Annotated in this window: 17 protein-coding genes and 1 riboswitch; of the genes, 11 read left to right on the top strand and 6 right to left on the bottom strand. The window is 70.0% G+C overall.

Annotation, left to right across the window (positions count from 1 at the left end):
* Positions 1–3: 3 nt before the first annotated feature.
* Positions 4–357 (top strand): hypothetical protein, encoded by a 354-nt coding sequence (locus tag ACFW3L_RS15580; RefSeq protein WP_378740792.1) that lies wholly within the window; start codon positions 4–6, stop codon positions 355–357.
* A gap of 99 nt (positions 358–456) precedes the next feature.
* Here the strand turns inward: ACFW3L_RS15580 and ACFW3L_RS15575 are convergent, their stop codons facing one another.
* From ACFW3L_RS15575 to ACFW3L_RS15565, 3 genes are all read right to left on the bottom strand, one after another.
* Positions 457–1,836, bottom strand: coding sequence for a phosphotransferase (locus tag ACFW3L_RS15575; RefSeq protein WP_378740790.1), 1,380 nt, complete (start codon positions 1,834–1,836; stop codon positions 457–459).
* Position 1,837: 1 nt separating this feature from the next.
* On the bottom strand, positions 1,838–3,754 hold the full coding sequence (gene treS, locus ACFW3L_RS15570) for a maltose alpha-D-glucosyltransferase (RefSeq protein WP_378740788.1): 1,917 nt from the start codon (positions 3,752–3,754) through the stop codon (positions 1,838–1,840).
* Positions 3,755–3,857: 103 nt separating this feature from the next.
* On the bottom strand, positions 3,858–5,825 hold the full coding sequence (locus tag ACFW3L_RS15565) for a maltotransferase domain-containing protein (protein ID WP_378740786.1): 1,968 nt from the start codon (positions 5,823–5,825) through the stop codon (positions 3,858–3,860).
* A 741-nt stretch (positions 5,826–6,566) separates the two neighbouring features.
* Between ACFW3L_RS15565 and ACFW3L_RS15560 the strand changes: the two genes are divergently transcribed.
* The 9 genes from ACFW3L_RS15560 (at position 6,567) to ACFW3L_RS15520 (ending at position 19,135) form a co-directional block, all read left to right on the top strand.
* On the top strand, positions 6,567–8,813 hold the full coding sequence (locus ACFW3L_RS15560) for a transglycosylase domain-containing protein (RefSeq protein WP_378740784.1): 2,247 nt from the start codon (positions 6,567–6,569) through the stop codon (positions 8,811–8,813).
* A 224-nt stretch (positions 8,814–9,037) separates the two neighbouring features.
* The gene (locus ACFW3L_RS15555; protein ID WP_378740782.1) at positions 9,038–9,928 is read left to right on the top strand and encodes a glycoside hydrolase family 19 protein; all 891 of its coding nucleotides are present in this window, start codon (positions 9,038–9,040) and stop codon (positions 9,926–9,928) included.
* Positions 9,929–10,062: 134 nt separating this feature from the next.
* Positions 10,063–10,170, top strand: a riboswitch (TPP riboswitch).
* 82 nt (positions 10,171–10,252) lie between these two features.
* Entirely contained in the window at positions 10,253–10,891 is a 639-nt protein-coding gene (locus tag ACFW3L_RS15550; RefSeq protein WP_378740780.1) for an ECF transporter S component, read from the top strand.
* Between the two features lie 3 nt (positions 10,892–10,894).
* On the top strand, positions 10,895–12,445 hold the full coding sequence (locus ACFW3L_RS15545; RefSeq protein ID WP_378740778.1) for an ABC transporter ATP-binding protein: 1,551 nt from the start codon (positions 10,895–10,897) through the stop codon (positions 12,443–12,445).
* A 38-nt stretch (positions 12,446–12,483) separates the two neighbouring features.
* Positions 12,484–13,248, top strand: a complete 765-nt coding sequence (locus ACFW3L_RS15540; protein ID WP_378741037.1) for an energy-coupling factor transporter transmembrane component T family protein — start codon at positions 12,484–12,486, stop codon at positions 13,246–13,248.
* A 56-nt stretch (positions 13,249–13,304) separates the two neighbouring features.
* Positions 13,305–14,096: an enoyl-CoA hydratase/isomerase family protein gene (locus ACFW3L_RS15535; protein ID WP_378740776.1), complete on the top strand. Its 792-nt coding sequence runs from the start codon at positions 13,305–13,307 to the stop codon at positions 14,094–14,096.
* 438 nt (positions 14,097–14,534) lie between these two features.
* Positions 14,535–16,967, top strand: a complete 2,433-nt coding sequence (locus tag ACFW3L_RS15530) for a protein kinase (protein WP_378740774.1) — start codon at positions 14,535–14,537, stop codon at positions 16,965–16,967.
* A gap of 410 nt (positions 16,968–17,377) precedes the next feature.
* Positions 17,378–18,157: an electron transfer flavoprotein subunit beta/FixA family protein gene (locus ACFW3L_RS15525; protein WP_378740771.1), complete on the top strand. Its 780-nt coding sequence runs from the start codon at positions 17,378–17,380 to the stop codon at positions 18,155–18,157.
* A 33-nt stretch (positions 18,158–18,190) separates the two neighbouring features.
* Positions 18,191–19,135: an electron transfer flavoprotein subunit alpha/FixB family protein gene (locus ACFW3L_RS15520; protein ID WP_378740768.1), complete on the top strand. Its 945-nt coding sequence runs from the start codon at positions 18,191–18,193 to the stop codon at positions 19,133–19,135.
* Positions 19,136–19,202: 67 nt separating this feature from the next.
* Here ACFW3L_RS15520 and ACFW3L_RS15515 read toward each other — a convergent pair whose 3' ends face one another.
* The gene (locus ACFW3L_RS15515) at positions 19,203–19,478 is read right to left on the bottom strand and encodes a hypothetical protein (RefSeq protein ID WP_378740766.1); all 276 of its coding nucleotides are present in this window, start codon (positions 19,476–19,478) and stop codon (positions 19,203–19,205) included.
* A 124-nt stretch (positions 19,479–19,602) separates the two neighbouring features.
* Here ACFW3L_RS15515 and ligD point away from each other — a divergent pair, with 124 nt between their 5' ends.
* Positions 19,603–20,520 carry a non-homologous end-joining DNA ligase gene (gene ligD / locus ACFW3L_RS15510; protein WP_378740764.1) on the top strand — a complete coding sequence of 306 codons (918 nt, stop codon included), beginning with the start codon at positions 19,603–19,605 and terminating at the stop codon, positions 20,518–20,520.
* Between the two features lie 6 nt (positions 20,521–20,526).
* Here the strand turns inward: ligD and ACFW3L_RS15505 are convergent, their stop codons facing one another.
* Both ACFW3L_RS15505 and ACFW3L_RS15500 read right to left on the bottom strand, forming a co-directional pair.
* Positions 20,527–21,018 (bottom strand): hypothetical protein, encoded by a 492-nt coding sequence (locus tag ACFW3L_RS15505; RefSeq protein ID WP_378740762.1) that lies wholly within the window; start codon positions 21,016–21,018, stop codon positions 20,527–20,529.
* The gene (locus ACFW3L_RS15500) at positions 21,015–22,664 is read right to left on the bottom strand and encodes an alpha/beta hydrolase (protein ID WP_378740760.1); all 1,650 of its coding nucleotides are present in this window, start codon (positions 22,662–22,664) and stop codon (positions 21,015–21,017) included. Before ACFW3L_RS15500 ends, ACFW3L_RS15505 begins: the two co-directional genes overlap by 4 nt.
* Between the last annotated feature and the right edge of the window lie 16 nt (positions 22,665–22,680).

Genomic DNA, 22,680 nt, shown 5'->3' with positions numbered 1-22,680 from the left:
GGTGTGCGGGTTCGCCCGGCCGCGGGCTTCTTCACACCCTTCGCCGCCGAGCCCTTCCCGGCCGCACCCTTCGCCGTCGTGCCCCTTCCGGCCGCGCCCTTCGCGGTGGTCTTCTTCTCGGTGCCCCCCGAGGCCGATCCCTTCCGGGCCGCCGGAACCTTCTTCTCCGCGGGCTTCGCCTTCGTGCTCCGCGCCGCCGTCTCCTTCTTCGCGGCCGACGCCTTCGCCTTCGTGCTCCTGGACGCCGTGCCCTTCGCCCCCGTGCTCGGGGAGGCGGACTTCTCCGGCGTCTCCACCGGCTGCTCGTCGGCTGTCGCGGGTTTCCTGGTCGTACGCGGTGACAATTCGACTCCGTGATGACTCGTGATGGTCGGATGGCGGGAGGCGGTGAATCGATGGTTCGATCGGGAAAGCGGAAGGGCGGCGGCCGTGCTCGCACGGCCGCCGCCCCGGTGGTCAGCCGGGCACCCGTGGCGCCCCGGCCGCGGCGGCGATGGACTCCAGCGGCACCCGGAGCCAGTTCGGCCGGTTCCGGGCCTCGTACAGGACCTCGTAGACGGCCTTGTCGAACTCGAAGGCCCGCAACACGGTGAGGTGCTTCTCCGGGTCGGCGCCGCCCCCCTCGGCGTAGCCCCGGCAGAAGGCCTCCCTGTTGCGCCGCGCCCAGTCACGCGCGGCCCACGCGAGATCGGGGTCGTCGTCCTGTTCGACCAGCAGGAATCCGGCCGCGTAGTCGAAGGAGCGCAGCATCCCGGCCACGTCCCGCAGAGGACTGGACAGCCGCTGCCGCTCGCGCACCGGCACGGTCGGCTCACCCTCGAAGTCGAGCAGGACCCACCCCGAAGCGGGCCGGATGACCTGCCCCAGGTGATAGTCGCCGTGCACGCGCTGGATCGGCAGCGGTTCGTCCAACCCGGCGAAGTCCGCGTAGGCCTCCATCACCCGGGGAGCGTGCTCCGCCAGCTCGGGGACCTCCGCGCTGGCCATGGCCAGGCGCTCCACCATGGCGTCGGCCAACTCGCCCGCCGCGCTCGGTGACAGCACGTCGGTCGGCAGCGCCGAGGCCAGGGAACTGTGCACCGCCGCCGTCGTCCGTCCCAGCCGGGCGGACTCGTCGCCGAAGTCGGCCTCCGTGCCGTCCAGCAGCGTGCGGACGTTGGCCGTGGCCATCACCCACCCGTCCGTGGCGTCCGGGACGAAGGTCTGGAGCAGGGCGAGCGTGGTCGGGGTCGAGTGACCGGACAGGTCCGCCTCGATCCACCCGCACGGGCGCGCCACGTACGGGGAACCGGACAGCGCCATGTTGAGTTCCAGGTCCGGGTTGCGGCCCGGCCAGAGTCTGCGGAAGGTCTTGAGGACGTAGTCCCGCCCGTACACCAGGGAGGTGTTGGACTGTTCCCCGGTGAGCAGCCGCCCCGGGCCGATGGCCTCCACCGTGGTGCCCGGCAGGGTACGGAACCGCACCCGGCCGCGTCGCTCCGCGTCCCCGCCACGGGTGAACCGCTCCAGTAGCAGCGCCGTGAGCTGCGGGTCGTACGCGGCGTCGTACACCACCCGTGGGCGGCTGCCCGAGACCTGGCACACGCCGATGGCGGCGCGGGCCAGGTCGGGCGGCAGCGACCGGGGCGGGCGCGAGCCGAGCAGCACCTGGTAGCGGGAGCTGAGGCCGCGCTGGCCCGCCTGCACGACGAGGACGTTCAGGTCGGGTCCGCCGGGACCGGCCGAGACCAGGGTGTACCTGCTCTCGATCCGGACCCGCTGGATCGGGATCCCCTTACCGGAGAACCATCGTTGCCGGGGAAGCCACACCGCCAGGAGTTCTTCTAGCTGCGACATCTCAGTAGGGCCCGTGTCCCTTCCCGCCACCGTCCCCGGGCCGCGCGCCGGACGCGGCGGTGGACGCGGCTCGGTGGCCGGTGTCGAAGGCGTCCCGCGCGCTGACCCCCGCCGAGGGCAGCCCGTAGGTGGGGGCGCCCTCGTGGCCACCGGCATCGGTTTCGGCGGCGTGCTCGGCCGGAAGCTGGAACCAGTAGAAGCCGTGGCCGGGGAGGGTGAGCAGGTACGGCAGCTCGCCGATCTCCGGGAAGCTCACCCCGCCCACGCACTCGACGGGGCTCACCCCGGCGTAGCGGGACAGGTCGAGCTCCACGGGCTGCGGGTGCCGGGACAGGTTGTTCACGCACAGCATGCGGTCGTCGCCGTGCTCCCGGATGAACGCCAGCACGCTGGGGTTGGTGGCGTTCAGTTCCGTGAACTCCCCGGTGCCGAACACGGGGTGGCGCTTGCGGATCTGGATCATCCGGCGCGTCCAGTTCAGCAGCGACCCCGGGTTCACGCGCTGGGACTCCACGTTGACCGCCTGGTAGCCGTAGACCGGGTCCATGATCATCGGGAGGTACAGGCGCGCGGGGTCGCTCCGGGAGAACCCGGCGTTGAGGTCGGAGTTCCACTGCATGGGAGTGCGAACGGCGTCCCGGTCGCCCAGCCAGATGTTGTCGCCCATCCCGATCTCGTCGCCGTAGTACAGGACCGGCGACCCGGGCAGGGAGAGCAGCAGCGCGGTGAAGAGCTGGATCTGGTTGCGGTCGTTGTCGAGCAGGGGCGCGAGCCGCCGACGGATCCCCACGTTCGCGCGCATGCGGGGTTCCTTGGCGTACTCGGAGTACATGTAGTCGCGCTCCTCGTCGGTGACCATCTCCAGGGTCAGCTCGTCGTGGTTGCGCAGGAAGATCGCCCACTGGCAGTTGCGGGGGATCTCCGGGGTCTGGGCGAGGATCTCCGAGATCGGGAACCGCTGCTCCTGACGCACCGCCATGAACATGCGCGGCATCAGCGGGAAGTGGAAGTTCATGTGGCACTCGTCGCCGCCGGACTCGAAGTCACCGAAGTAGTCGACGACCTCCGACGGCCACTGGTTGGCCTCGCTCAACAGCACGCGGTCCGGGTACAGGCGGTCCACCTCGGCGCGCACCCGCTTGAGGAACTCGTGGGTCTCCTTGAGGTTCTCGCAGTTGGTGCCCTCGCGCTCGTACAGGTACGGAACGGCGTCCAGACGGAACCCGTCGATGCCCAGGTCCAGCCAGTAACGCAGGACCTCCAGGATCGCCTCCTGGACCGCCGGGTTCTCGAAGTTGAGGTCGGGCTGGTGCGAGAAGAAGCGGTGCCAGTAGTACTGGCCCCGGACCTCGTCGTAGGTCCAGTTGGAGGTCTCGGTGTCGACGAAGATGATCCGGGCCTCGTCGTAGGGCTCGTCGGTGTCCGACCACACGTAGAAGTCGCCGTAGGGGCCCTCCGGGTCCTCCCGTGACGCCCGGAACCAGGGGTGCTGGTCGCTGGTGTGGTTCATGACCAGGTCGGTGATGACCCGGATGCCGCGACGGTGCGCCTCGTCCAGGAGCTCCACGAAGTCGGCGGTGGTGCCGAACTCGGGGAGGATCTTGAAGTAGTCCGAGATGTCGTATCCGCCGTCCCGCAGCGGGGACTCGTACATCGGCAGCAGCCACATGCAGTCGATGCCCAGCCACTGGAGGTAGTCCAGCTTCCGCACGAGCCCGGAGAGGTCACCGGTGCCGTCTCCGTTGGAGTCGAAGAACCCGCGTGCGAGCACCTCGTAGAAGACGGCGTGCTTGAACCAGTGGGGATCACTGGTGCCGCCCGTGGACATGAGCGGGCCGGTGGCGGCCCCGGTGGCCGGGGCGAGCGGACCGTGTTCGGCGTGCTCGTGGGCGACGGGTCCGGACTCGTCGTTGCTCATCTACTGCTCCCACCAAGAATGTTCGACGTCGGATCAACAGGCGTTTCGCGCGATGGAGGGGGCGGCATCCGGTCCGGGTGCCCGCCCGCCTCGCCAGGGCCCGTCATCTGCCGTGGACGGTGAACACGTGCGCTGGCCCGGTCCCCGGGTCGAGCCGGACGTAGTTGTCCGCTCGCCAGGTGTACGTGCGGCCGGTCAGTTCGTCGGTCACCCTGAGGTCCTCCTCCCACGTGCGGCCGATCGACGGCAGGTCCAGGTGCACCGTCGCCTCACGGGCGTGGTGCGGGTCGAGGTTGACGACGGCGATCACGACGTCGTCGGGCTCACCGGGGGCGCCGGGCCGGTGCTTGGAGAAACACACCAGTTCGGGGCGGTCCACGTGGTGGAAGCGCAGGTTGCGCAGCTCGCGTAGCGCGGGATGGGCGCGGCGCAGCGCGTTCAGCCGGGTGATCAGCGGGGCGATGGTGTCCCCGGAGCTGTCGGCGGCGGCCCAGTCGCGCGGCCGGTACTGGAACTTCTCCGAGTCCAGGTACTCCTCGCTGCCGGGCGCGGCGGGGGTGTTCTCGCACAGCTCGAAGCCCGAGTAGATCCCCCAGGTGGGCGAGAGGAGCGCGGCGAGCACCGCGCGCGCCTCGAAGGCGGGGCGGCCGCCCTCCTGGAGGTAGGCGTTGAGGATGTCCGGGGTGTTGGTGAAGAGGTTGGGGCGCAGGTAGTGCGCCGTCTCCTGGCTGAGCTCGGTGAGGTAGTCGGTGAGCTCGTCCTTGCCGTTGCGCCAGGTGAAGTACGTGTACGACTGGTGGAAGCCGACCTTGGCCAGGGTGCGCATCATCGCGGGGCGGGTGAAGGCCTCCGCGAGGAAGAGCACGTCCGGGTCGCGCCGGGCGACGTCGGCCAGCAGCCGCTCCCAGAAGGCGACCGGCTTGGTGTGCGGGTTGTCGACGCGGAAGATCCGCACGCCGTGGTCGATCCAGTGCCGGACCACCCGCAGGCACTCCTCGTAGAGGCCCTGGAAGTCGTGGTCGAAGCAGAGCGGGTAGATGTCCTGGTACTTCTTCGGCGGGTTCTCGGCGTAGGCGATGGACCCGTCCGCGCGTCGGCTGAACCACTCCGGGTGCTCGGCCACCCAGGGGTGGTCGGGGGAGCACTGGAGGGCCAGGTCGAGGGCGATCTCCAGGTCGTGCTCCCGGGCCTCGGCCACGAAGGCGTCGAAGTCGGCCAGGGTGCCCAGGTCCGGGTGGACGGCGTCGTGGCCGCCGTCGGCGGAGCCGATCGCCCACACCGAGCCGGGGTCGCCCGGTCCGGCCTGGAGGGTGTTGTTGCGGCCCTTGCGGTGGGCGTCCCCGACGGGGTGGATCGGCGGAAGGTAGACGACGTCGAAGCCCATGTCCGCGATGGCGGGCAGGCGCTTGGCGGCGGTGGCGAAGGTGCCGGAGACCTCCTGGCCGGGCGCGGCGTCGACCTGAGCGCCCTCCGAGCGGGGGAAGAACTCGTACCAGGAGCCGAAGAGGGCGCGTTCGCGGTGGACGACGACCTTGGTGCGCCGGGAACGGGTGACCAGTTCGCGCAGGGGGTTGCGCTCCATCTCCGTGAGGACCTCGTCGGTGACGGCGGCGCCGAAACGCTCCATCGGGGTCCGGGCGGGGTCGCGCAGCGTCCTTGCGGCTCGGGTCAGGGCGGGGGTGCGGGGGGTGCGCCGACCGGCCCGGGCCAGGAGGCGGGCGCCCTCCTCCAGGACCAGTGCGGTGTCGGTGTCCAGGGGGAGCTTCACACGCGCGACGTGGAGCCAGGTGGCGAAGGGGTTGCTCCACGACTCGACCGAGAAGGACCAGTCGCCCTCTCCGGGGAGGCTGATCTCGGCCTCGTACCGGTCGGTGCCGGGGGCCCGCTCGCGCATGGGGACCAGCGCCTCGCGGCGGCCCCGGGGGGAGTGGACGACCACGCCTGCGGAGAGGGAGTCGTGCCCCTCACGGATCACGGTGGCGGACACGGTGAAGCGCTCGCCGGGAACGGCTTTCACCGGCCCCAGGTCGTTGTCTGGAGAGATGTCGAGGATGGGCAGTCGTCCGATCACTGGCTACACCGTAATTGTCGTGGTTCGGGCGTTATGGGATGGCGCGTACAAGGGTCCGCGCAGAAATAACCGGGAGTTAATCCAAGGAAAGACGGAGTTAACGAAGACTCGGTTCGGAAACTGTCCGGATTGCGGCTTCGGTGCCCTCCGCTGTCTATCGTCGGCCCTCTAGTGGGGTTTGGCAGAGTGTCGAGGCCGCAGTATTAATGTGATCCTCGCCACACTAGGCGAGGGCGCCAAGACCTGGTATTTGCCGCGATTCACCTCGGCGAACCTCGCATCGCGGGCATACGGCAACAAGCGATTCAGGCGCCTCTGTGGTTGTTTTCGTATTCCCCGTCATGAAAATTCGGAAAATTCAGGTCACATGTTGGCGGAGGGGTCGTGATGGGTAGGGCTGTTCAAATGCAGGGAAGGGTGGCGGGGCTGCATTCCGGACATTCACGTGTGCCCGACGAGTCTCACGGGAATCATTCGCCCCATATCCGGACGGCCCGTCTCTGAACTCCGGGAGTTCGGCGTCGAATCGTCTTGATGTCGAGTAAAGAGAGTGCTGGTTTCGGATGTTCTATCGGAATCCGTGCGACATGAACGATCTGTCAGCTTTGCCGTGGATTGATGAAGGTTTTCGCTAACACGCCTGATTTGACGGACCTCCCTTTGCGTAGCGCCTGCGAGTGTGGGCGTCGCAGTGTTCGTGTCGCGCGGCGAGCGGACAGCACACGGCCGTAGGGGGGCGACGTGGCGGAGTCGAACCAGGGAGGTCCGTTCCTGGAGGCGATCCGGGGGTTCCTGAAGCACGACCAGCCGCAGGACCGGCGTGAGGCCCTGCTCAGGCTCTCCGGGCTCGGGGCCGTCGCCGGGTTGCTGTCAGCGGCCCTGGTCATGCCCTGGGTCGGCGGGGTCGGCCTGGTCGCGAGGGACGCGGCCGCCGGGTTCATGTCCCTGCCCGCCGACCTGGACGTGCCCAGCCTGTCCTCCACGGTCCTGCTCACCGCCGACGACGGGACGCCCTTCGCGGAGGTCTCCGAACGCGAACGCCGCGTGGTGGACCTCGACGACATCAGCCCGTGGGTGGGAACGGCCCTCATGGCGATCGAGGACGACCGTTTCTACGAGCACAAGGGCCTGGACCTGCGCGGTGTGATCCGCGCCGCCGCGCGTACGGCCCAGGGCGACACCCAGGGCGGTTCGACCATCACCCAGCAGTACGTCAAGAACCTCCTCATCGAGACCGCCGACACCGAGGAGGAGGTCGACGGCGCCAGCGCACAGAACCTGGGCCGCAAGCTCACCGAACTGCGCTACGCCATCGACGTCGAGGAACGCCTCACCAAGGACGAGATCCTGGAGGGGTACCTGAACCTGTCCTACTTCGGCGCGGGCGCGCACGGGATCGAGGTCGCCGCGCAGCGGTACTTCTCCGTCCCCGCCGCCGACCTCGACGCCGGGCAGGCCGCCATGCTGGCCGGTCTGGTGCGCGCACCCTCCTTCTACGACCCGCTCAACAACCCCGACGAGGCGCTCGAACGCCGCGACCTCGTGCTGGACCGGATGGTGGCCACCGACGTCCTCGGCGCGGACGAGGCCGAGACCCACAAGAAGAAGGGCCTGGGGATCGACCCCAGTCCGCGCGGCGGCAGCTGCTCGGAGAGCGACTACCCGTTCTTCTGCGACTACACGATGCGCTGGCTGCGTGCCTCCGACCTGATCGGGGACACCGTCGAGAAGCGTGAGCAGCGCATCACCCAGGGCGGGCTGATCGTGCGGACCACACTCGACACCGCCGCTCAGGACGCCGCCCAGGACGCCGTCGACAAGCGGGTCCCGCACGAGGACTCCACGAAGTTCGCCGCCCAGGCCATGGTCGAGCCCGGCTCCGGCCGTGTGCGCGCCCTCGTGCAGAACCTGCGGTACGGCTTCGACGACGAACAGGTCGGGACGACCTCCCTCAACCTCGCCGTGGACCAGGAGGACGGGGGCTCCCTGGGGTACCAGGCCGGGTCCACCTTCAAGACGTACACGCTGGCGGCGGCCCTGGAGAAGGGCCTGGGGTACGGGACCAGCTTCTCCTCGCCCAAGAACCTGTCCCTGAGCGGGATGTCCGACTGTGAGGGCACCAGGATGTCCTCGTGGAGCATCCGCAACGCCGGGGAGAGCGACGACGGCAGCCACAACATGATCAGCGCGACCAAGGGGTCGGTGAACACCTACTTCGCCCAGCTCCAGAAGCGCGTCGGCCTGTGCGAGACCTCGGAGATGGCGGAGAAGGCCGGGGTGCACCGCGCGGACGGCGGCGACCTCGGGGTGTGGAGCTCCTTCACGCTCGGGGACCAGGAGGTGTCCCCGCTGACCGTCGCCTCCTCCTACGCGACCTTCGCCGCGAGGGGCGAGTACTGCGAGCCGCGCCCGGTGCGCATGGTGACCGAGGAGGGCACCGGCGAGGAGCTCAAGACGACCTCGGAGTGCGAGCGCACGGTCAAGCAGGACGCCGCCGACGGCGTCAACCACCTGCTCCAGCAGACCTTCGACGGGGGTACGGCCAACGGGCTGGACCTGGGGCGTCCGGCCGCGGGCAAGACCGGGACCACCGACGGGGCCGCCTACGCCTGGTTCGCCGGGTACACGCCGAACCTCTCCTCGGCCGTGGTCGTGGGCGACGTGCGCGGCGGTGAGGAGAACCCGCTCCAGGGCGTGACGATCGGCGGGCAGCACTTCGAGATCGTCTACGGGGGCACCCTGCCCGGCCCGATCTGGCAGGAGAGCATGCGCGGCGCCACCAAGCACCTGCCCTCGGACGCGTTCGCGGGGTCGCCGGGCGCCTTCGGCGACCCGAAGACCGAGCCTCCCGAGCAGCGGGGCGGTGACGACGACGATGACGACGAGGGCGGGAGCGACACGGACGCCGAGGACGCGGAGGATCTCGCGGACGGCACCGGCGGAGGCGGGACCGGCGAAGGCGGCACGGGAGACGACGGGGGCACCTAGACGCCTTCGGAAGCAGCCCCCCGGTCCGGTGACCACGGGAGACCGTCGCGAGGCGGACCGGCCGCCGGGCCGGGAGGCGGGCCGCCGTTCCGATCCGGACCGTCACCCGGTTCTCACCTTCCGTGGTCTGGACCTTGACAGGTCTAGACCACTCTTGCTTAGGTGACGTCACCCCCCTGCGGCGCGCGGTCGGACGCAGCGCCGCACCCTAGGAGTGTGATCACGTGATCCGACGTCTCCTGAGTCAGCTCGCGGTGCTCGGCGCCATCGCGGCTGTGCTCGTTGCCCTCCCCGCGACCGTCGCGACGGCGGCCACCGCCTGCGCGACGGCCTGGAGCTCCTCCGCCGTCTACACCGGCGGCGGCCAGGTCTCCTTCGAAGGCCGCAACTACACCGCCAAGTGGTGGACGCAGAACGAGCGTCCCGGAACCTCGGACGTCTGGGCCGACCAGGGCCCCTGCGGAAACGACGGGGGCGGCGAACAGCCCGGTCCCAGCGACTTCGTCGTCAGCGAGGCCCAGTTCAACCAGATGTTCCCGAACCGGAACCCCTTCTACACCTACTCCGGCCTCACCGACGCCCTGAGCTCCTACCCGGGCTTCACCAACACCGGAAGCGTCGAGGTGCAGCGGCGCGAGGCCGCCGCCTTCCTGGCCAACGTCAGCCACGAGACCGGCGGGCTGGTGTACATCAAGGAGATCAACGAGGACAACTACCCGCACTACTGCGACCCGAGCCAGCCCTTCGGCTGCCCGGCCGGTCAGGACGCCTACTACGGCAAGGGCCCGATCCAGCTGAGCTGGAACTACAACTACAAGGCCGCCGGGGACGCCCTCGGCATCGACCTGCTGAACAACCCCTACCTCGTCGAGCAGGACGCCGCGATCGCCTGGCGGACCGGACTCTGGTTCTGGAACACCCAGAGCGGTGCCGGGACGATGTCGGGGCACACCGCCATCGTTGACGGCCACGGCTTCGGTGAGTCGATCCGTTCCATCAACGGGTCCATCGAGTGCAACGGCGGCAACCCGGGACAGGTGCAGAGCCGCATCAACACCTTCACGCAGTTCGCCCAGATCCTCGGCACCACCACGGGGTCGAACCTGAGCTGCTGACCCCGGGTGCGTCGACGCACCCGTGGCGGCACCCGAGCGGGGGTGCGACCGGCGAGCACCGCCGGGCGCATCCCCGCTCCTGCGTGTCCCGAGGGAAGGTCTTCACCGCGCATCCTGTTTGCCCCATAATGGAGGCAATCCGACAGGGGAGCGCGTGAGCGCTGAGAGTGCGGCACCCGGCCGCAGACCCTTACACACCTGATCTGGGTCATGCCAGCGAAGGAAGTCGTAGGAAACCGCCGTCGTGCGTGCGCCAGCGCGCGCCCGACCGGCGCTCTTGGCCACATGGGCCCTCGTCACCCCGACGAAGGGACATCAACCAGCATGAGTACCGAGAACCGCGGGACCGGCACCGGAACCACCGCGGAGCCCGTGGGCCGCGTCCAGGAGATCCTCGCCAAGGCCCGGAGCTGGCGCACCGTCGACATCGTCGTGGCCGCCGTGATCGGCGTCGCGGTCGGCGTCGTCTTCTGGCTGTGGAACATCGTCTGGTCGGTCACCACACCGCTGTTCGTGGCGTTCCCGCCCGGGCAGGCCGTCGTCTACGGCATGTGGCTGATCTCCGGCGTGCTCGGCGGGCTCATCATCCGCAAGCCCGGCGCGGCCCTGCTCACCTCGATCGCCGCGGCCTCCGTCTCGGCCGTGCTGGGCACCCAGTGGGGGGTCATGGTCGTCGTCGACGGCACCCTCCAGGGGTTGCTGCCCGAACTGGTCTTCCTCGCCTTCGCCTACCGGCGCTGGAACATGGGCGTGGCCGTGCTCGCGGCCGCCGTGGCCGGGCTCTCCCCGGCCATCCGCGACAACATCGCCTACAACGTCACCTGGCCCCTTGAGTACCAGCTCACCTACGGCGTGATCGTGGTCCTCAGCGCGGCCGTCATCGCGGGCGTGGGCGCGCGCCTGCTCACCACGGCGCTGGCCAGGTCCGGCGCGCTGGCCCCCTTCCCCTCGGCCAGGGGCTGACCCGTGACACGACCGAACGCGCGCGGGGCTCGCGTCGAACTCTCCGGCTGGGGATGGAAGCACTCCGGCCGTGACACCCACGCCCTGCGCGGAGTGGACCTGACCGTCGAACCGGGGGAGCGGGTCCTGCTGCTCGGGGCCTCGGGCGCGGGGAAGTCCACCCTGCTGCACTCCCTGGCCGGGCTCACCGGCGAGGACGGCGCCATCAGCGGGGAGCACGAGGGCTCGCTGCTGGTGGACGGCGCCCCCGCCGACCGGGGCCGCGGCGGGGTCGGACTGGTCAGCCAGGACCCCGAGACCCAGCTCGTGATGGCCCGGGCCGGGGACGACGTCGCCTTCGGGTTGGAGAACCTGGGGGTGGACCCCGAGGACATCTGGCCCCGGGTCGAGCGCTCCCTGACGGAGGTCGGCTTCCCCTACGGCCTCCGGCACTCCACGGGCGCCCTCTCCGGAGGTGAGAAGCAGCGCCTGGTCATCGCCGGTGCGCTGGCCATGCGGCCGCGTCTGCTGCTCCTGGACGAACCCACCGCCAACCTCGACCCGGCCGGGGCCGTGCTCGTGCGCGACCTGCTCTCCCGCCTGCTCGCGGAGACCGAGGCCACCCTCGTGCTGGTCGAGCACCGGGTGGCCGACGTCGTCGACCTGGTGGACCGGGTCGTGGTGGTCGAACCCGGCGGGGGAGTGATCGCGGACGGCGCCCCGGCGCGGGTGTTCGCGGAACACGGCCGTTCGCTGGCCGACCAGGGCGTGTGGATCCCCGGGAACGAACCCGTCCCCGAGCTCACGCCCGCTCCCGGCGGCGTGCCCCTGGTGGAGACCGTCGGCGTCAGCGCCCGCACCCCCTTCCAGGTGGGCGTGCGCGCCGCCCCCCGGCGGACGGTGCTCGACGACGTGAACGTCATGCTGTCCGCCGGAACCGCCACCGCACTCACCGGCCCCAACGGCGCGGGCAAGTCCACGCTCCTCACCATGCTGGCCGGGCTCTCGCGTCCGCACCGGGGCGAGGTGCTGCCGCGCGGTCCGCTGGCCGGAACCGACCGGCGCCCGCTCGTGCGCTGGCCCGCACGCCGCCTCGCCCGCCACGTGGGCACGGTGTTCCAGCACGCGGAGGACCAGTTCGTCACCGCCACGGTCCGCGACGAACTCCGCTTCGCGCCGCTGCGCGCGGGGATGGGCGCGGCCGAGACCGACGCCTGGGTGGGCGAGCTGATGGAGCGGTTGCGACTGGCCCGGCTGGCCGGGGTGCACCCGTACACGCTCTCCGGCGGCGAGAAGCGGCGCCTCTCGGTGGCGACCGCGCTCAGCTCCGGCCCCTCGCACGCCCCGGACCTGCTGGTGCTGGACGAGCCCACCTTCGGCCAGGACACCCGTACCTGGACGGAGCTGGTGGAGCTCCTCGGCGCCCTGCGCTCCGAGGGACGGGCCGTGGTCATGGCCACCCACGACGAACTCCTGCTGCGCCGCCTGACGGACGTGGAAGTACGGGTCGCGGAGGGACGCGCGGCACCCGTCGGGGCGGCCCGGTCCGCGACGTCACGAGAGGGGGAGGCGTGAGTTCCCGGCACACGAACGGCCCGGACGTGCCCCGCGCCATGGGCGGGGACACCCTCACCTTGGATGTGCCCGAGGGCGGCGGCGCCCGGTACTGGCTGACCGGCCTGAACCCGGCCGCCAAGCTGCTGGCCGCGCTGCTGATCGGCATCGGGCTGATCCCGGCGGTGGACGCCGTCACCGGCGGACTCGTCCTGCTCGCGGTACTGGTCACGGTGCCGTTCAGCGGGGTGGACCGGCGCACCCTGCTGGTCCTGGGCGGGCCCTTCCTGCTCATGGGGCTCAGCAGCGGCGCGGTCAACTACCTGTACGGCGAGCACGGTCTGGAGGGCGCCGTGGGCGCGGCGGTGCGCCTGTTGGCGATCGCGCTGCCCGGGCTGCTCGCCGCGATCAGCAGTGACCCCACGGAGATGTCCGACGGCCTCGTGCAGCGGCTTCGCGTGCCGGAGCGCCCCGCCATGGGCGTGCTCGCGGCGCTGCGACTCATCCCGCTGCTCGCCGACCAGTGGCGGACCATCACCCTGGCCCGCCGGGCACGGGGGCTGGAGGCCGGGAGCAACCCCCTGCGGATCGTCTCGCTGTTCTTCGGTCGGCTGTTCGCACTGCTGGTGCGGTCCATCCGGACCGGGACGCTGCTGGCCACCGCGATGGACGCGCGGGCCTTCGGCACCGGGCCCCGCACCCACGCGCGGTACAGCCGCTGGCGGGCGGCCGACACCCTCCTGCTGGTGGGTACCGCACTGCTGCTGGTGACCGCCTACGCCGTGTCGGCCCGCCTGGGGACCCTGGTGCTGCTCTTCCGCTGACCCGGGTGGTTAGGTAAGCAGCGGACACTGACGTCGAAGCGAAGAAGGTGGAGAACGTGAGCGAGTTCGTGCGCGTCGAGGCCGATCCGGAGAACCCCGGTGTGGCCGTCATCCGGATCGACCGTCCCAAGGCGCTGAACGCGTTGAACGGCACGGTCACCCGGGAGATCGCGGAGGCGGCCGCCACCGTCTCCGCGGACCCCTCCGTGCGCGCGGTGGTGCTCTACGGCGGCGAGCGGGCGTTCGTGGCCGGAGCCGACATCAAGGAGATGGCCGACCTCACCCACGCGGAGATGCTGGAGTACTCGCGTGCCCTCCAGAACGCCCTGACGGCGGTGGCCCGCATTCCCAAGCCCGTGGTCGCGGCGATCAGCGGATACGCGCTGGGCGGCGGCTGCGAGCTGGCGCTGTGCGCCGACTTCCGGGTGGCGGGCGCCAAGGCCAGGCTCGGCCAGCCCGAGATCCAGCTGGGCGTCATCCCGGGCGCGGGCGGCACCCAGCGCCTGCCGCGCCTGATCGGTCCCGCCCGCGCCAAGGACCTGGTGTTCAGCGGTCGTCACGTGCGGGCCGAGGAGGCGCGGGAGATCGGCCTCGTGGACCGGGTCGTGCCCGACGAGGAGGTCTACACGGCCGCGGTCGCACTGGTCGCGAAGTACGTGGACGGTCCCGCCGTGGCGCTGGCCGCCGCGAAGGAGACGATCGACCGGGGGCTGGAGACCGACCTGGACACCGGTCTGGAGATCGAGCGGCTGCACTTCTCGGGTCTGTTCTCCACCGAGGACCAGAAGGCCGGGATGCGGAGCTTCGTCGAGGAGGGGCCCGGCAAGGCCACCTTCGTCGGCCGCTGAGCCCCGGCTGTGACCGGCACCCCAGGCCACCCCGGTGGCCTGGGGGCGTCCGTGCGGTCCGAGGCGGGTAGTGTCGGGGCGTCCGTCCCGGCGTCCCGGCTCGGACACGCGCCCGGTTCGCATCACCTTGTCGTCACTTCGAACCCTCGTCGCGTCGACTGGCGACGCGGGACCCTGGGAAGACGTCCGGAACCGGCCAGCCGGGTGGGGGCGCGGGGAACCGCACGCGTGGTTTTTCCGTCATACTCGTCAATGGTCGTCCGAGGACGGACGGTTCGCCCGGAGTCCGCGGTGGCGCATGTGGCGCCCACACCCTCCGGCGGGACCGAACAGACCGCAGGGCCCCTCGGAGGGGCCACACAAGCCAATGGTGACCCATCCCCCCGGCCGATATGCTGGACGTGGTGGTATGTGGTCTTTTGAGGGGATGAGTTCTCGATGGCAATGTCGGCAGGTTTCCCCACGGGTGAAGAGCTGCCGGAGCGCATCGGCCACTACGTCATCCGCCGCCGCATCGGCGCCGGCGGGATGGGCGTGGTGTACCAGGCCGAGGACCCCCGGACCGACCAGTTCGTCGCGGTGAAGGTCCTCAAGCCCGAGGTCGCCGGTGACCACATCGCACGCGCCCGGCTCGCCCGCGAGGTCGAGACGATGCGCCGTGTGCAGAGCCCCAACGTGGCCGAGGTCATCGACGCGGACACCCAGGCCGAGCTGCCCTGGGTCGTCACCGAGTACATCCCCGGGCCCACCCTGGACGCCACCGTCACCGACCACGGCCCCCTGCGCGGCCGCGCTCTGACCCGCTTCGTCACCGGCATGGCCCGGGCGATCAAGGACATCCACGCGGTGGACGTGATCCACCGCGACCTCAAGCCCGGCAACGTGATCATCTCCAACGGCGAGCCGATCGTGATCGACTTCGGCATCGCGCACGCCGTGGACGGTGCCAAGCTGACCCAGACCGGCACGTTCGTCGGCACGCCCAGCTACCTGTCCCCGGAGGTCATCGAGGGCACCGACCTGGGCCCCGCCACCGACGTGCACGCCTGGGGCGGCACCGTCGCCTTCGCCTCGACCGGCCGTCCGCCCTACGGTGCCGGTTCGTTCGAGGTCATCTTCTTCCGCATCCTCAACGGCGAGATCGACATGGACGGGATGCACGAGGCGCTGCGCCCGCTCGTCAACCGCGCGGTCTCCCGGGACATGTCGGCGCGTCCCACCGCCGCCGAACTGGTGGCCGAGACGGGGCGCCTCAACCTCGACCTGCCCTGGACCGAGCCGACCGGCGGCATGCCGCACGCCGGACAGACCGGCGGACACACCGTGCACGCCCCCGCTCCCACCCAGAACCCGGCCGCCTCGGGCGGCCACGGCGGCGGGGGGTTCGGCGGAGCGGCGGCGGCCGGTGCCGCGGGCGCGGCGCTCGGCGGTGCCGCCGGGTACGTCGCGGGCCGGGCCACCGACGGCTGGGGGCCCGCGCACACGAGCGGCGGCAACCCCACCAACACCGCCAGCGCCTGGGCCAGCCCCTCGGCGCCGCAGACCAGCCACGCGCGGTCGGGTGGCTGGACCGCCGACGAGGACGCCACGGACGACCTCAGCGGCGGTCGGCCCGCCCCGGGGTCGGGCTGGGGCGCGGACGACGAGGCCACCAACGACCTGAACGGCGCGCGTTCCGCCGGCTGGGGCTCCGACGCGGAGGCCACGGACGACCTCAGCGGCGGCCGCGCCGCGACGGCCTGGGGTGAACCGGACGAGGCCACCGACGACCTCTCGTCCCACCTGGCCGGTACCGAGCGGATCACCCCGGGCTCCTCCGACGACCTCCACGACCCGCAGGGGACGGAGCGCATCCGGCCCGGCCAGAACGACATGCAGGGCACCCAGCGCTTCGACCCGGGTGAACTGGGCCGCAGGGACGACGTGCACGGCACCCAGCGCTTCGAGCCGGGGCAGCTGGCGCGCGGGGACGACCCCGCCGGGACCATGATGATGGGACAGCAGGGGGAGGTCTCCCCCCACGAGGCCCCCCGGCGGGTCGACTCGGACGGGGCCCCGCAGACCCAGTTCTTCAACTCCCCGCTGGACCCGAACGCCTTCCAGGACATCCTGACGCCGGTCGGCCAGCAGGGCCGGGCCAACAGCACGCAGGAGTTCGAGGAGGGGGAGTTCGAGGAGCGCGGCGGCCTGCTCGGGCGCTTCCGTCGCGGTCGCGGCGACCGGTTCGGGGACTACTTCCGGGGCGACGGCCAGGGCGACGAGTACGACGAGCACGAGGACGACGAGTACTACGACGAGTCCTGGCGGATGCACCCGCTGGTGCTCATCCCGGTCATGGTCGCGCTGGCGGGTGTGGCGCTGTGGTTCCCGTGGATCGGCATCATCCTGGGCATCGTGGTCATCGCGGGCCTGGGAGCGCTGGACGTGGTCAAGTCCGAGCACGCCCGACGCCTCCAGACGCGCGGGCCGCGCAGCTCCGACAGCATGGTGGTGGCGCTGAGCTTCCCGTGGGCGTTCGGGCGCATGGCGCTGCGCACGGTCGGGTTCGGCCTGATCTACCTGCTGGGCGGCATCCTCGTCGGGATGGTCTACGCGAGGATCATGGACGTGCCGGGGGAGGGCGCCAACTACACGGGCGCCTTCGCGGTCTTCGTCATGATCCTGCTGAGCTACATCATGCCCAGCGGGCGTGAGGCTCGTCACCAGGCGGTCTGGCTGGTCGAGCGGGCCCGGTTCAGCAACCTGTACGTCTACGTGGGCGTGGTGGTGGCCATCGTGCTCATCACCATGTTCATCCTCTCCGTCGGGCTGAGCTCGGCCCCGATCTGGACCACCGGGCCGCTCACCGGTCCCTCCGACTGGTTCAGCTAGACGAGGAAGCACACCGAGGACGCTCCTTCTCCCCGCCGGGAGGGGGAGCGTCCGTCGTTCGGCGGCGGTGTGCCCGTCAACGGCGCGGAACCGGTCACTAAGGTGGGTGTGGGGGTTCCGCGCCCCGCCGGGGTCGGCACTGGTGACCGCCGTCCGGTGGGCCCGACGGCGGCTGTCGTCCGGGCTCTGGTTAGGGTTTCCTAAGTCGATTGTGGGGGCGCGGGTTGGCCTTCAAGCTACTAGCGAGTAACATCTCTGCTATGAGCACACGCGGGTCGGATGTAGACGTGTACACCGGACCCGCCGTCGGATGACCGAACGGCATTCGGCATTGTTGGCAGTATCGGGGCGCGCCAGCGCCCACCCGCCTGACGGCGGATATGGGAGTGCAGGGAGGTCGGCCACCGGCCATGAATATTGTCGTTTTGGTCAAGCAGGTCCCGGACACGGCGACCGAACGGAAGCTCAACGCCGATGACAGGACGCTGGACCGCGCAGCGTCCGACGGCGTCATCAACGAGCTCGACGAGTACGCCATCGAAGAGGCGCTCCTCCTCAAGGAGAAGCACGGTGGCGAGGTCACCATCCTGACGATGGGCCCGGACCAGGCCACGGACTCGATCCGCAAGGCCCTGTCCATGGGTGCCGACAAGGCCGTCTTCGTCAACGACGAGGCGCTGCACGGCTCCGACGCGATCCAGACCGCCTACGCGCTCGCGCAGGCCCTGGGCACCCTTGAGTTCGACCTCGTCGTCCTCGGCTCGGAGTCCACCGACGCCCGCACCGGTGTCGTCGGTGCCGCGCTCGCCGAGTACCTCGGCCTGCCCCAGCTCACGCTGGCGGGCAAGGTCGACGTCGACGGCGGCGCGATCAGGATCCAGCGTCAGACCGACTACGGCTACGACGTCGTCGAGGCTCAGCTCCCGGCGGTCGTCTCCGTCGTGGAGAAGATCAACGAGCCCCGCTACCCGTCCTTCAAGCTGATCATGCAGGCGAAGAAGAAGCCGGTCGACAAGAAGTCCGCGGCCGACGCGGGCATCGACACCGGCAGGGTCGGTCTGGCCAACGCCACCACCGAGACCGTCGACTTCGCCGCCGCGCCGCCGCGCGCCGCGGGCACGATCGTCAAGGACGAGGGCGACGGCGGTACCAAGGCCGCCGACTTCCTCGCCGAGAAGAAGTTCGTGTAGGTCAGGCGAGAGACTCAGGAAGGTTCAAGGATTATGGCTGAGGTCCTCGTCCTCGTCGACCACGTCGACGGACAGGTCAAGAAGGTCACCACCGAGCTGCTGACCGCTGCGCGCCGCATCGGCGAGCCCGCCGCGGTGTGGGTCGGAGACGGTGTGGAGTCGGGCCGGGCCGCGCTGGCCGAGTTCGGCGCCGAGAAGGTCTACGTGGCTCCGGCCGAGGTGAACGACTACGTCGTCGCGCCCAAGGCCGAGCTGCTCGCCAAGCTCGCGCAGGAGAAGGGCGCCGCCGCCATCCTCGTCTCGGCCACCGCCGAGAACAAGGAGATCGCCGGTCGCACCGCCGTGAAGCTGGGCTCGGGCGTGCTCACCGACGTCGTGGACGTCAACGCGGAGGTCGTCACCGAGCACAGCGTCTTCGGTGGCGCCACCGTCACGCACGCCCGCGTCACCACCGGTGTCCCGGTCGTCGCGGTCCGCCCGAACTCCGTCGTGCCGGAGGCCGCCGCCGGCGCCGCCGCCGAGGAGGCCGTGGCGGTCGAGATCTCCGACGCCGCCAAGACCGCCAGGGTGGTCGAGCGCGTCGCCCAGGAGAAGGGCGCGCGCCCCGAGCTCACCGAGGCCGCCATCGTGGTCTCCGGTGGTCGCGGTGTGGGTTCGGACGACTTCAGTGTCGTGGAGAACCTGGCCGACTCCCTCGGTGCCGCCGTCGGTGCCTCGCGCGCCGTCGTCGACTCCGGCTGGTACCCGAACCAGTTCCAGGTCGGTCAGACCGGTAAGACGGTCAGCCCGAACCTGTACGTCGCCCTGGGCATCTCCGGCGCGATCCAGCACCGGGCGGGCATGCAGACCTCGAAGAACATCGTCGCGGTCAACAAGGACCCCGAGGCGCCGATCTTCGAGCTCGCCGACTTCGGTGTCGTGGGTGACCTGCACACGGTCGCCCCGCAGCTGACCGAGGAGATCAACAAGCGCAAGTAACCGCGCTTCGCTGATTCGAGCCGACGCCCGGCCGGAGGAGACTCCGGCCGGGCGTCGGCTTTCCCAGTCAGTCCGCGAGACACTGGTCGAGGAGCGCCCCGATGAGGAGCCTCAACTCCGGGTCGCGACCGCCCACCAGGACCGGGCCGCCCCGGGCGTCGGCGGCGTTCCTCAGCTCCTGCCGGTAGAGGGCGGCCAGCTCGTGGGTCCTCGTGGGGAGTTCGCCGGACGTCCCCAGGGAGCGGAGCAGTGCCCCCAGGGCCGGTCGAACGTGTCTGATACGGCACTCCTCAGGGGGGCAGGGGTTCCAGGGAGCGGGATGGTCCGCACTCGGCGGATTCACCCCGTCACCGTCGGCGCCCCGAGGGGAGAAGTGCCAGGTGGTTTGCGCTATATGAAAGGTTTGGTGTGGTTTTCAGGGGAAGTGTTCGGGTAGATCCCGCGCACGACGACCCTGAGGAGCGTTCATGCGAACGACGGTGCGCGCGGGACGACGCAAGGTGGAGGTCCGCCACTCCGACAAGTCGCTCTTCGGGCCCGGCGGGGCGACCAAGGCCGACCTGGCCGACTACTACGCGCGGATCGCGCCGCTCATGCTTCCGTTGGTCAAGGGCCGTCCCGTGGCGCTGGAGCGGTACGTCGAGGGGATCGAGTCCCCGGGCTTCCTGGTGCAGCACCCGGCCCACCCCAAGTGGATCCGCACCCTCTGGACCGCGTCCGGGAGGATGATGGAGTGCCACGAGGCGGCCACCCTCGTGTGGTGCGCGGACCAGGACGCCATCACCCTGCACTCGTGGTCCTCGCGCACCCCCCGGCTGGGGGTTCCCGACCGGATGGTCATCGACCTCGACCCCCTGGACGGCTCGGAGGAGTCCTTCGACTCCTGCCGCGACGCCGCGTGGAACGTGCGCGAGGTGCTGTCCGAGCTCGGTCTGGCCGCCTATGTCATGACCACCGGTTCCCGGGGGCTGCACGTCCACTCCCCGCTGCGCCCCGAGGTGGACGACATGGAGGTCCGGAAGCTGGCCAAGGCGGTCGCGGACCGGGTGGCGGCCCGGGCGCCCGACGAGTGGACCACCCGGGTGCGCAAGGCGGCCCGGCACGGACGGATGTTCGTGGACTACCTGCGCAACGGGACCGGTCAGCTCGCCGTGGTGCCCTACTCGGTCCGACCCAAGCCGGGAGCCCCGGTGGCGGCCCCGGTGACCTGGGAGGAACTGGACCGGCTCAGTACGTCGCGGGACCTCACCATCGAGATGGAGCGCGAGGAGTGCCCCTTCGCCGGGATACGCAGGCACGCGCGGTCGCCGCGCCGGGCGCTGGCCCGGCTGGACCGAGGTGAGGGCGGTATGGTGCCCGGCCCCCGCACAGGTCAGAGGGGATGACACCGGTCAGTCGGGTGTGCCCTCGGGCCAGATGCACGGAGAGGCGGCCCGCAGGGTGACGGTGCCCTGGACGCTCTCCCGTAGCGAGAGCACGAAGCCGTCATCCTCGTGTTCGACTGAGACGAAGTTCGTCTCCCCCCGAGCGTCCTCCCGGACGGCGTACCCGTTGCTTTCCCAGTGCTCTATGAGGACCCTGACGTTCTCCCCGTTGTCCTCATGGGGCAGGTCACGGAGCCTGTAACCCTTGGATACTTGCACGAGACCTTCGGGCACACCGGATCTGGCGTCGTCGCAGGGCGGGGTGTTGACCGCTCCCGCGTTTTCCAGCGTGATGTCCTCCGCGAAGGCCCCGGTCGAGTTCTGGAGGTGTTCCTCGACCCTCTCCTCGGCTTGATGGCGGTCGATGGTGTCACCTGTCCTGTCAGCTTCGGTCGCGCACGAGGCGAGTGCCATGGTAAGTGCCGCGATAGGGAGAAGAATGTGGTTCCTTGTGTTCACCGAGCACTCCATCCTTCGGGAGGTTCGACCCCGGCGATGATGTACCCCATATTGACGACTGAGTGGTTTCCTTCCTTGAAGTACTCGCTGTGCGCCTTCCCAAAGGGGAATGATTCCCCCTTGGTCCCGGATTTCGCGTCGAAGACGGTCGCTCCGAACTCCTCCGAGGTCGGATCGATGTCGTGACTCTTGCCTGTGGCCCTGTCGATACGGTCATTCTCAGCCTGGGTGGCATAGATGTTCTCGCTGGGTATGCCGAGTTTATCGGAGTGACTGGCCCCGACTCCTGGGCTGCCAACGAATACATAGTTGTCGGCGTCCAGGCCGTGCTCGCTCTGGGCGGTGTGGCCTATGACGGTGCTGCCGTAACTGTGGCCGATGACGGTGTTGTGCGAGGGTGAGCCTTTCTGGTGGGTGGCACGCAGCCCCTCTTGGAAGCCGCTGAGTTCCTCGGCGGCGTTGGTGGCGTGGTGCGACGAAGCGGCGCCCAGGCTCTGCGGAGCGTCGTACCCGATCCAGGTGATCGCTGAGGTATCGGCGTCGTCGTCTACGTCAGAGGCGTTCTGGGCGAGTTGTTCGCCACGCGGCATCTGTTCATCGATCTTCTGCCAGGTCGCAGTGGTCCCGGGGACATGGGTGGCCACGTTGTCGGCGGTGTCTGGATTACCGTGAGCGACGATGGCACGCCCTTGGCCCTCAGTGTCGAGGGCGAGGAGGAACTTCTCCTCGTGGTACAGGGAGCCCTCGGGGGGAGCTTGCAGCCCGGACTTGAGCTCCCGAAGAACGCCGAGGTCCTCATTCAGTTCTTCGATCTCGAAATTCGTGGCGCCGGTTGAGATGCGAGCGCCGGGGCTGCTCGGCCGATCCTCGTTCTCCTGTTCAAGGGCCGCGATCTCCTCCTCCATGCGCTCGATCTCGTCGTCCAAGTGGTCTCGATTGAGCTGGTCGCGGACTGCTGAGGGGATCCCGTCAAGGCTTCGGAGGAGTTCGGGGTGTGCCGCCAACATCTCCTCCTGCTCCTCCTCGGTCATGGAGTTCCACCAAGTGTTCACCGTGGCGGGATCATCCGCCTGATCAGGCAGTCCGTCGGGGAGCATGCCCGGGTAGCTGTCACCGAAGTAGGAGAGCTGAGTGCCGGTCAGGAACCCCGAACTGGCCATGCGGGCCAAGGCATCCGCTGATGGCCCGTTCGAGAGGGATTCGCGGGCTTCGACAGCTTGCTCCATCAGTGTGTTCCAGTGCCCCTGATGCTCCTCCCGAAGCTGATTCGTCGTACCCATGGGCACGGTCTTGTGCGCCGGTGTCATGGCTCTGGCTTCGTCGTATCTGCGTTCGATGGAGGCACGCTCACTGCGATACTTCTCGACGTCCTGTGCCCACTGTCTCAGCGTGGCGGCACCGTAGGCCAAGGCCTGGACGGTGTCCTCCCACAGGATGAGTTCGTCAGCGGCCGCGGCACCGATGTCCCAGGCGAGTAGATCGGTGAACTCCCCCGCGGCACTGCGGAACTGGGTGTCGGTCTCTTCGGTTTGCCCAGTCAGAGTCAGGCGGAGTTGCTCCAACTCGTCCGCTCCGGTTCTGATCGCCTCGACATCGGCGTCGATGTCGCCGGGTAGACCGATCCCCGAGTCGGAGTCTGTGGTCATGGGAGTGATGTCCGTT

The sequence above is a fragment of the Nocardiopsis sp. NPDC058789 genome (assembly GCF_042745575.1).
GTDB classification, from domain to species: Bacteria; Actinomycetota; Actinomycetes; order Streptosporangiales; family Streptosporangiaceae; genus Nocardiopsis; species Nocardiopsis eucommiae.
This window is presented reverse-complemented; position numbering and strand designations above follow the sequence as displayed.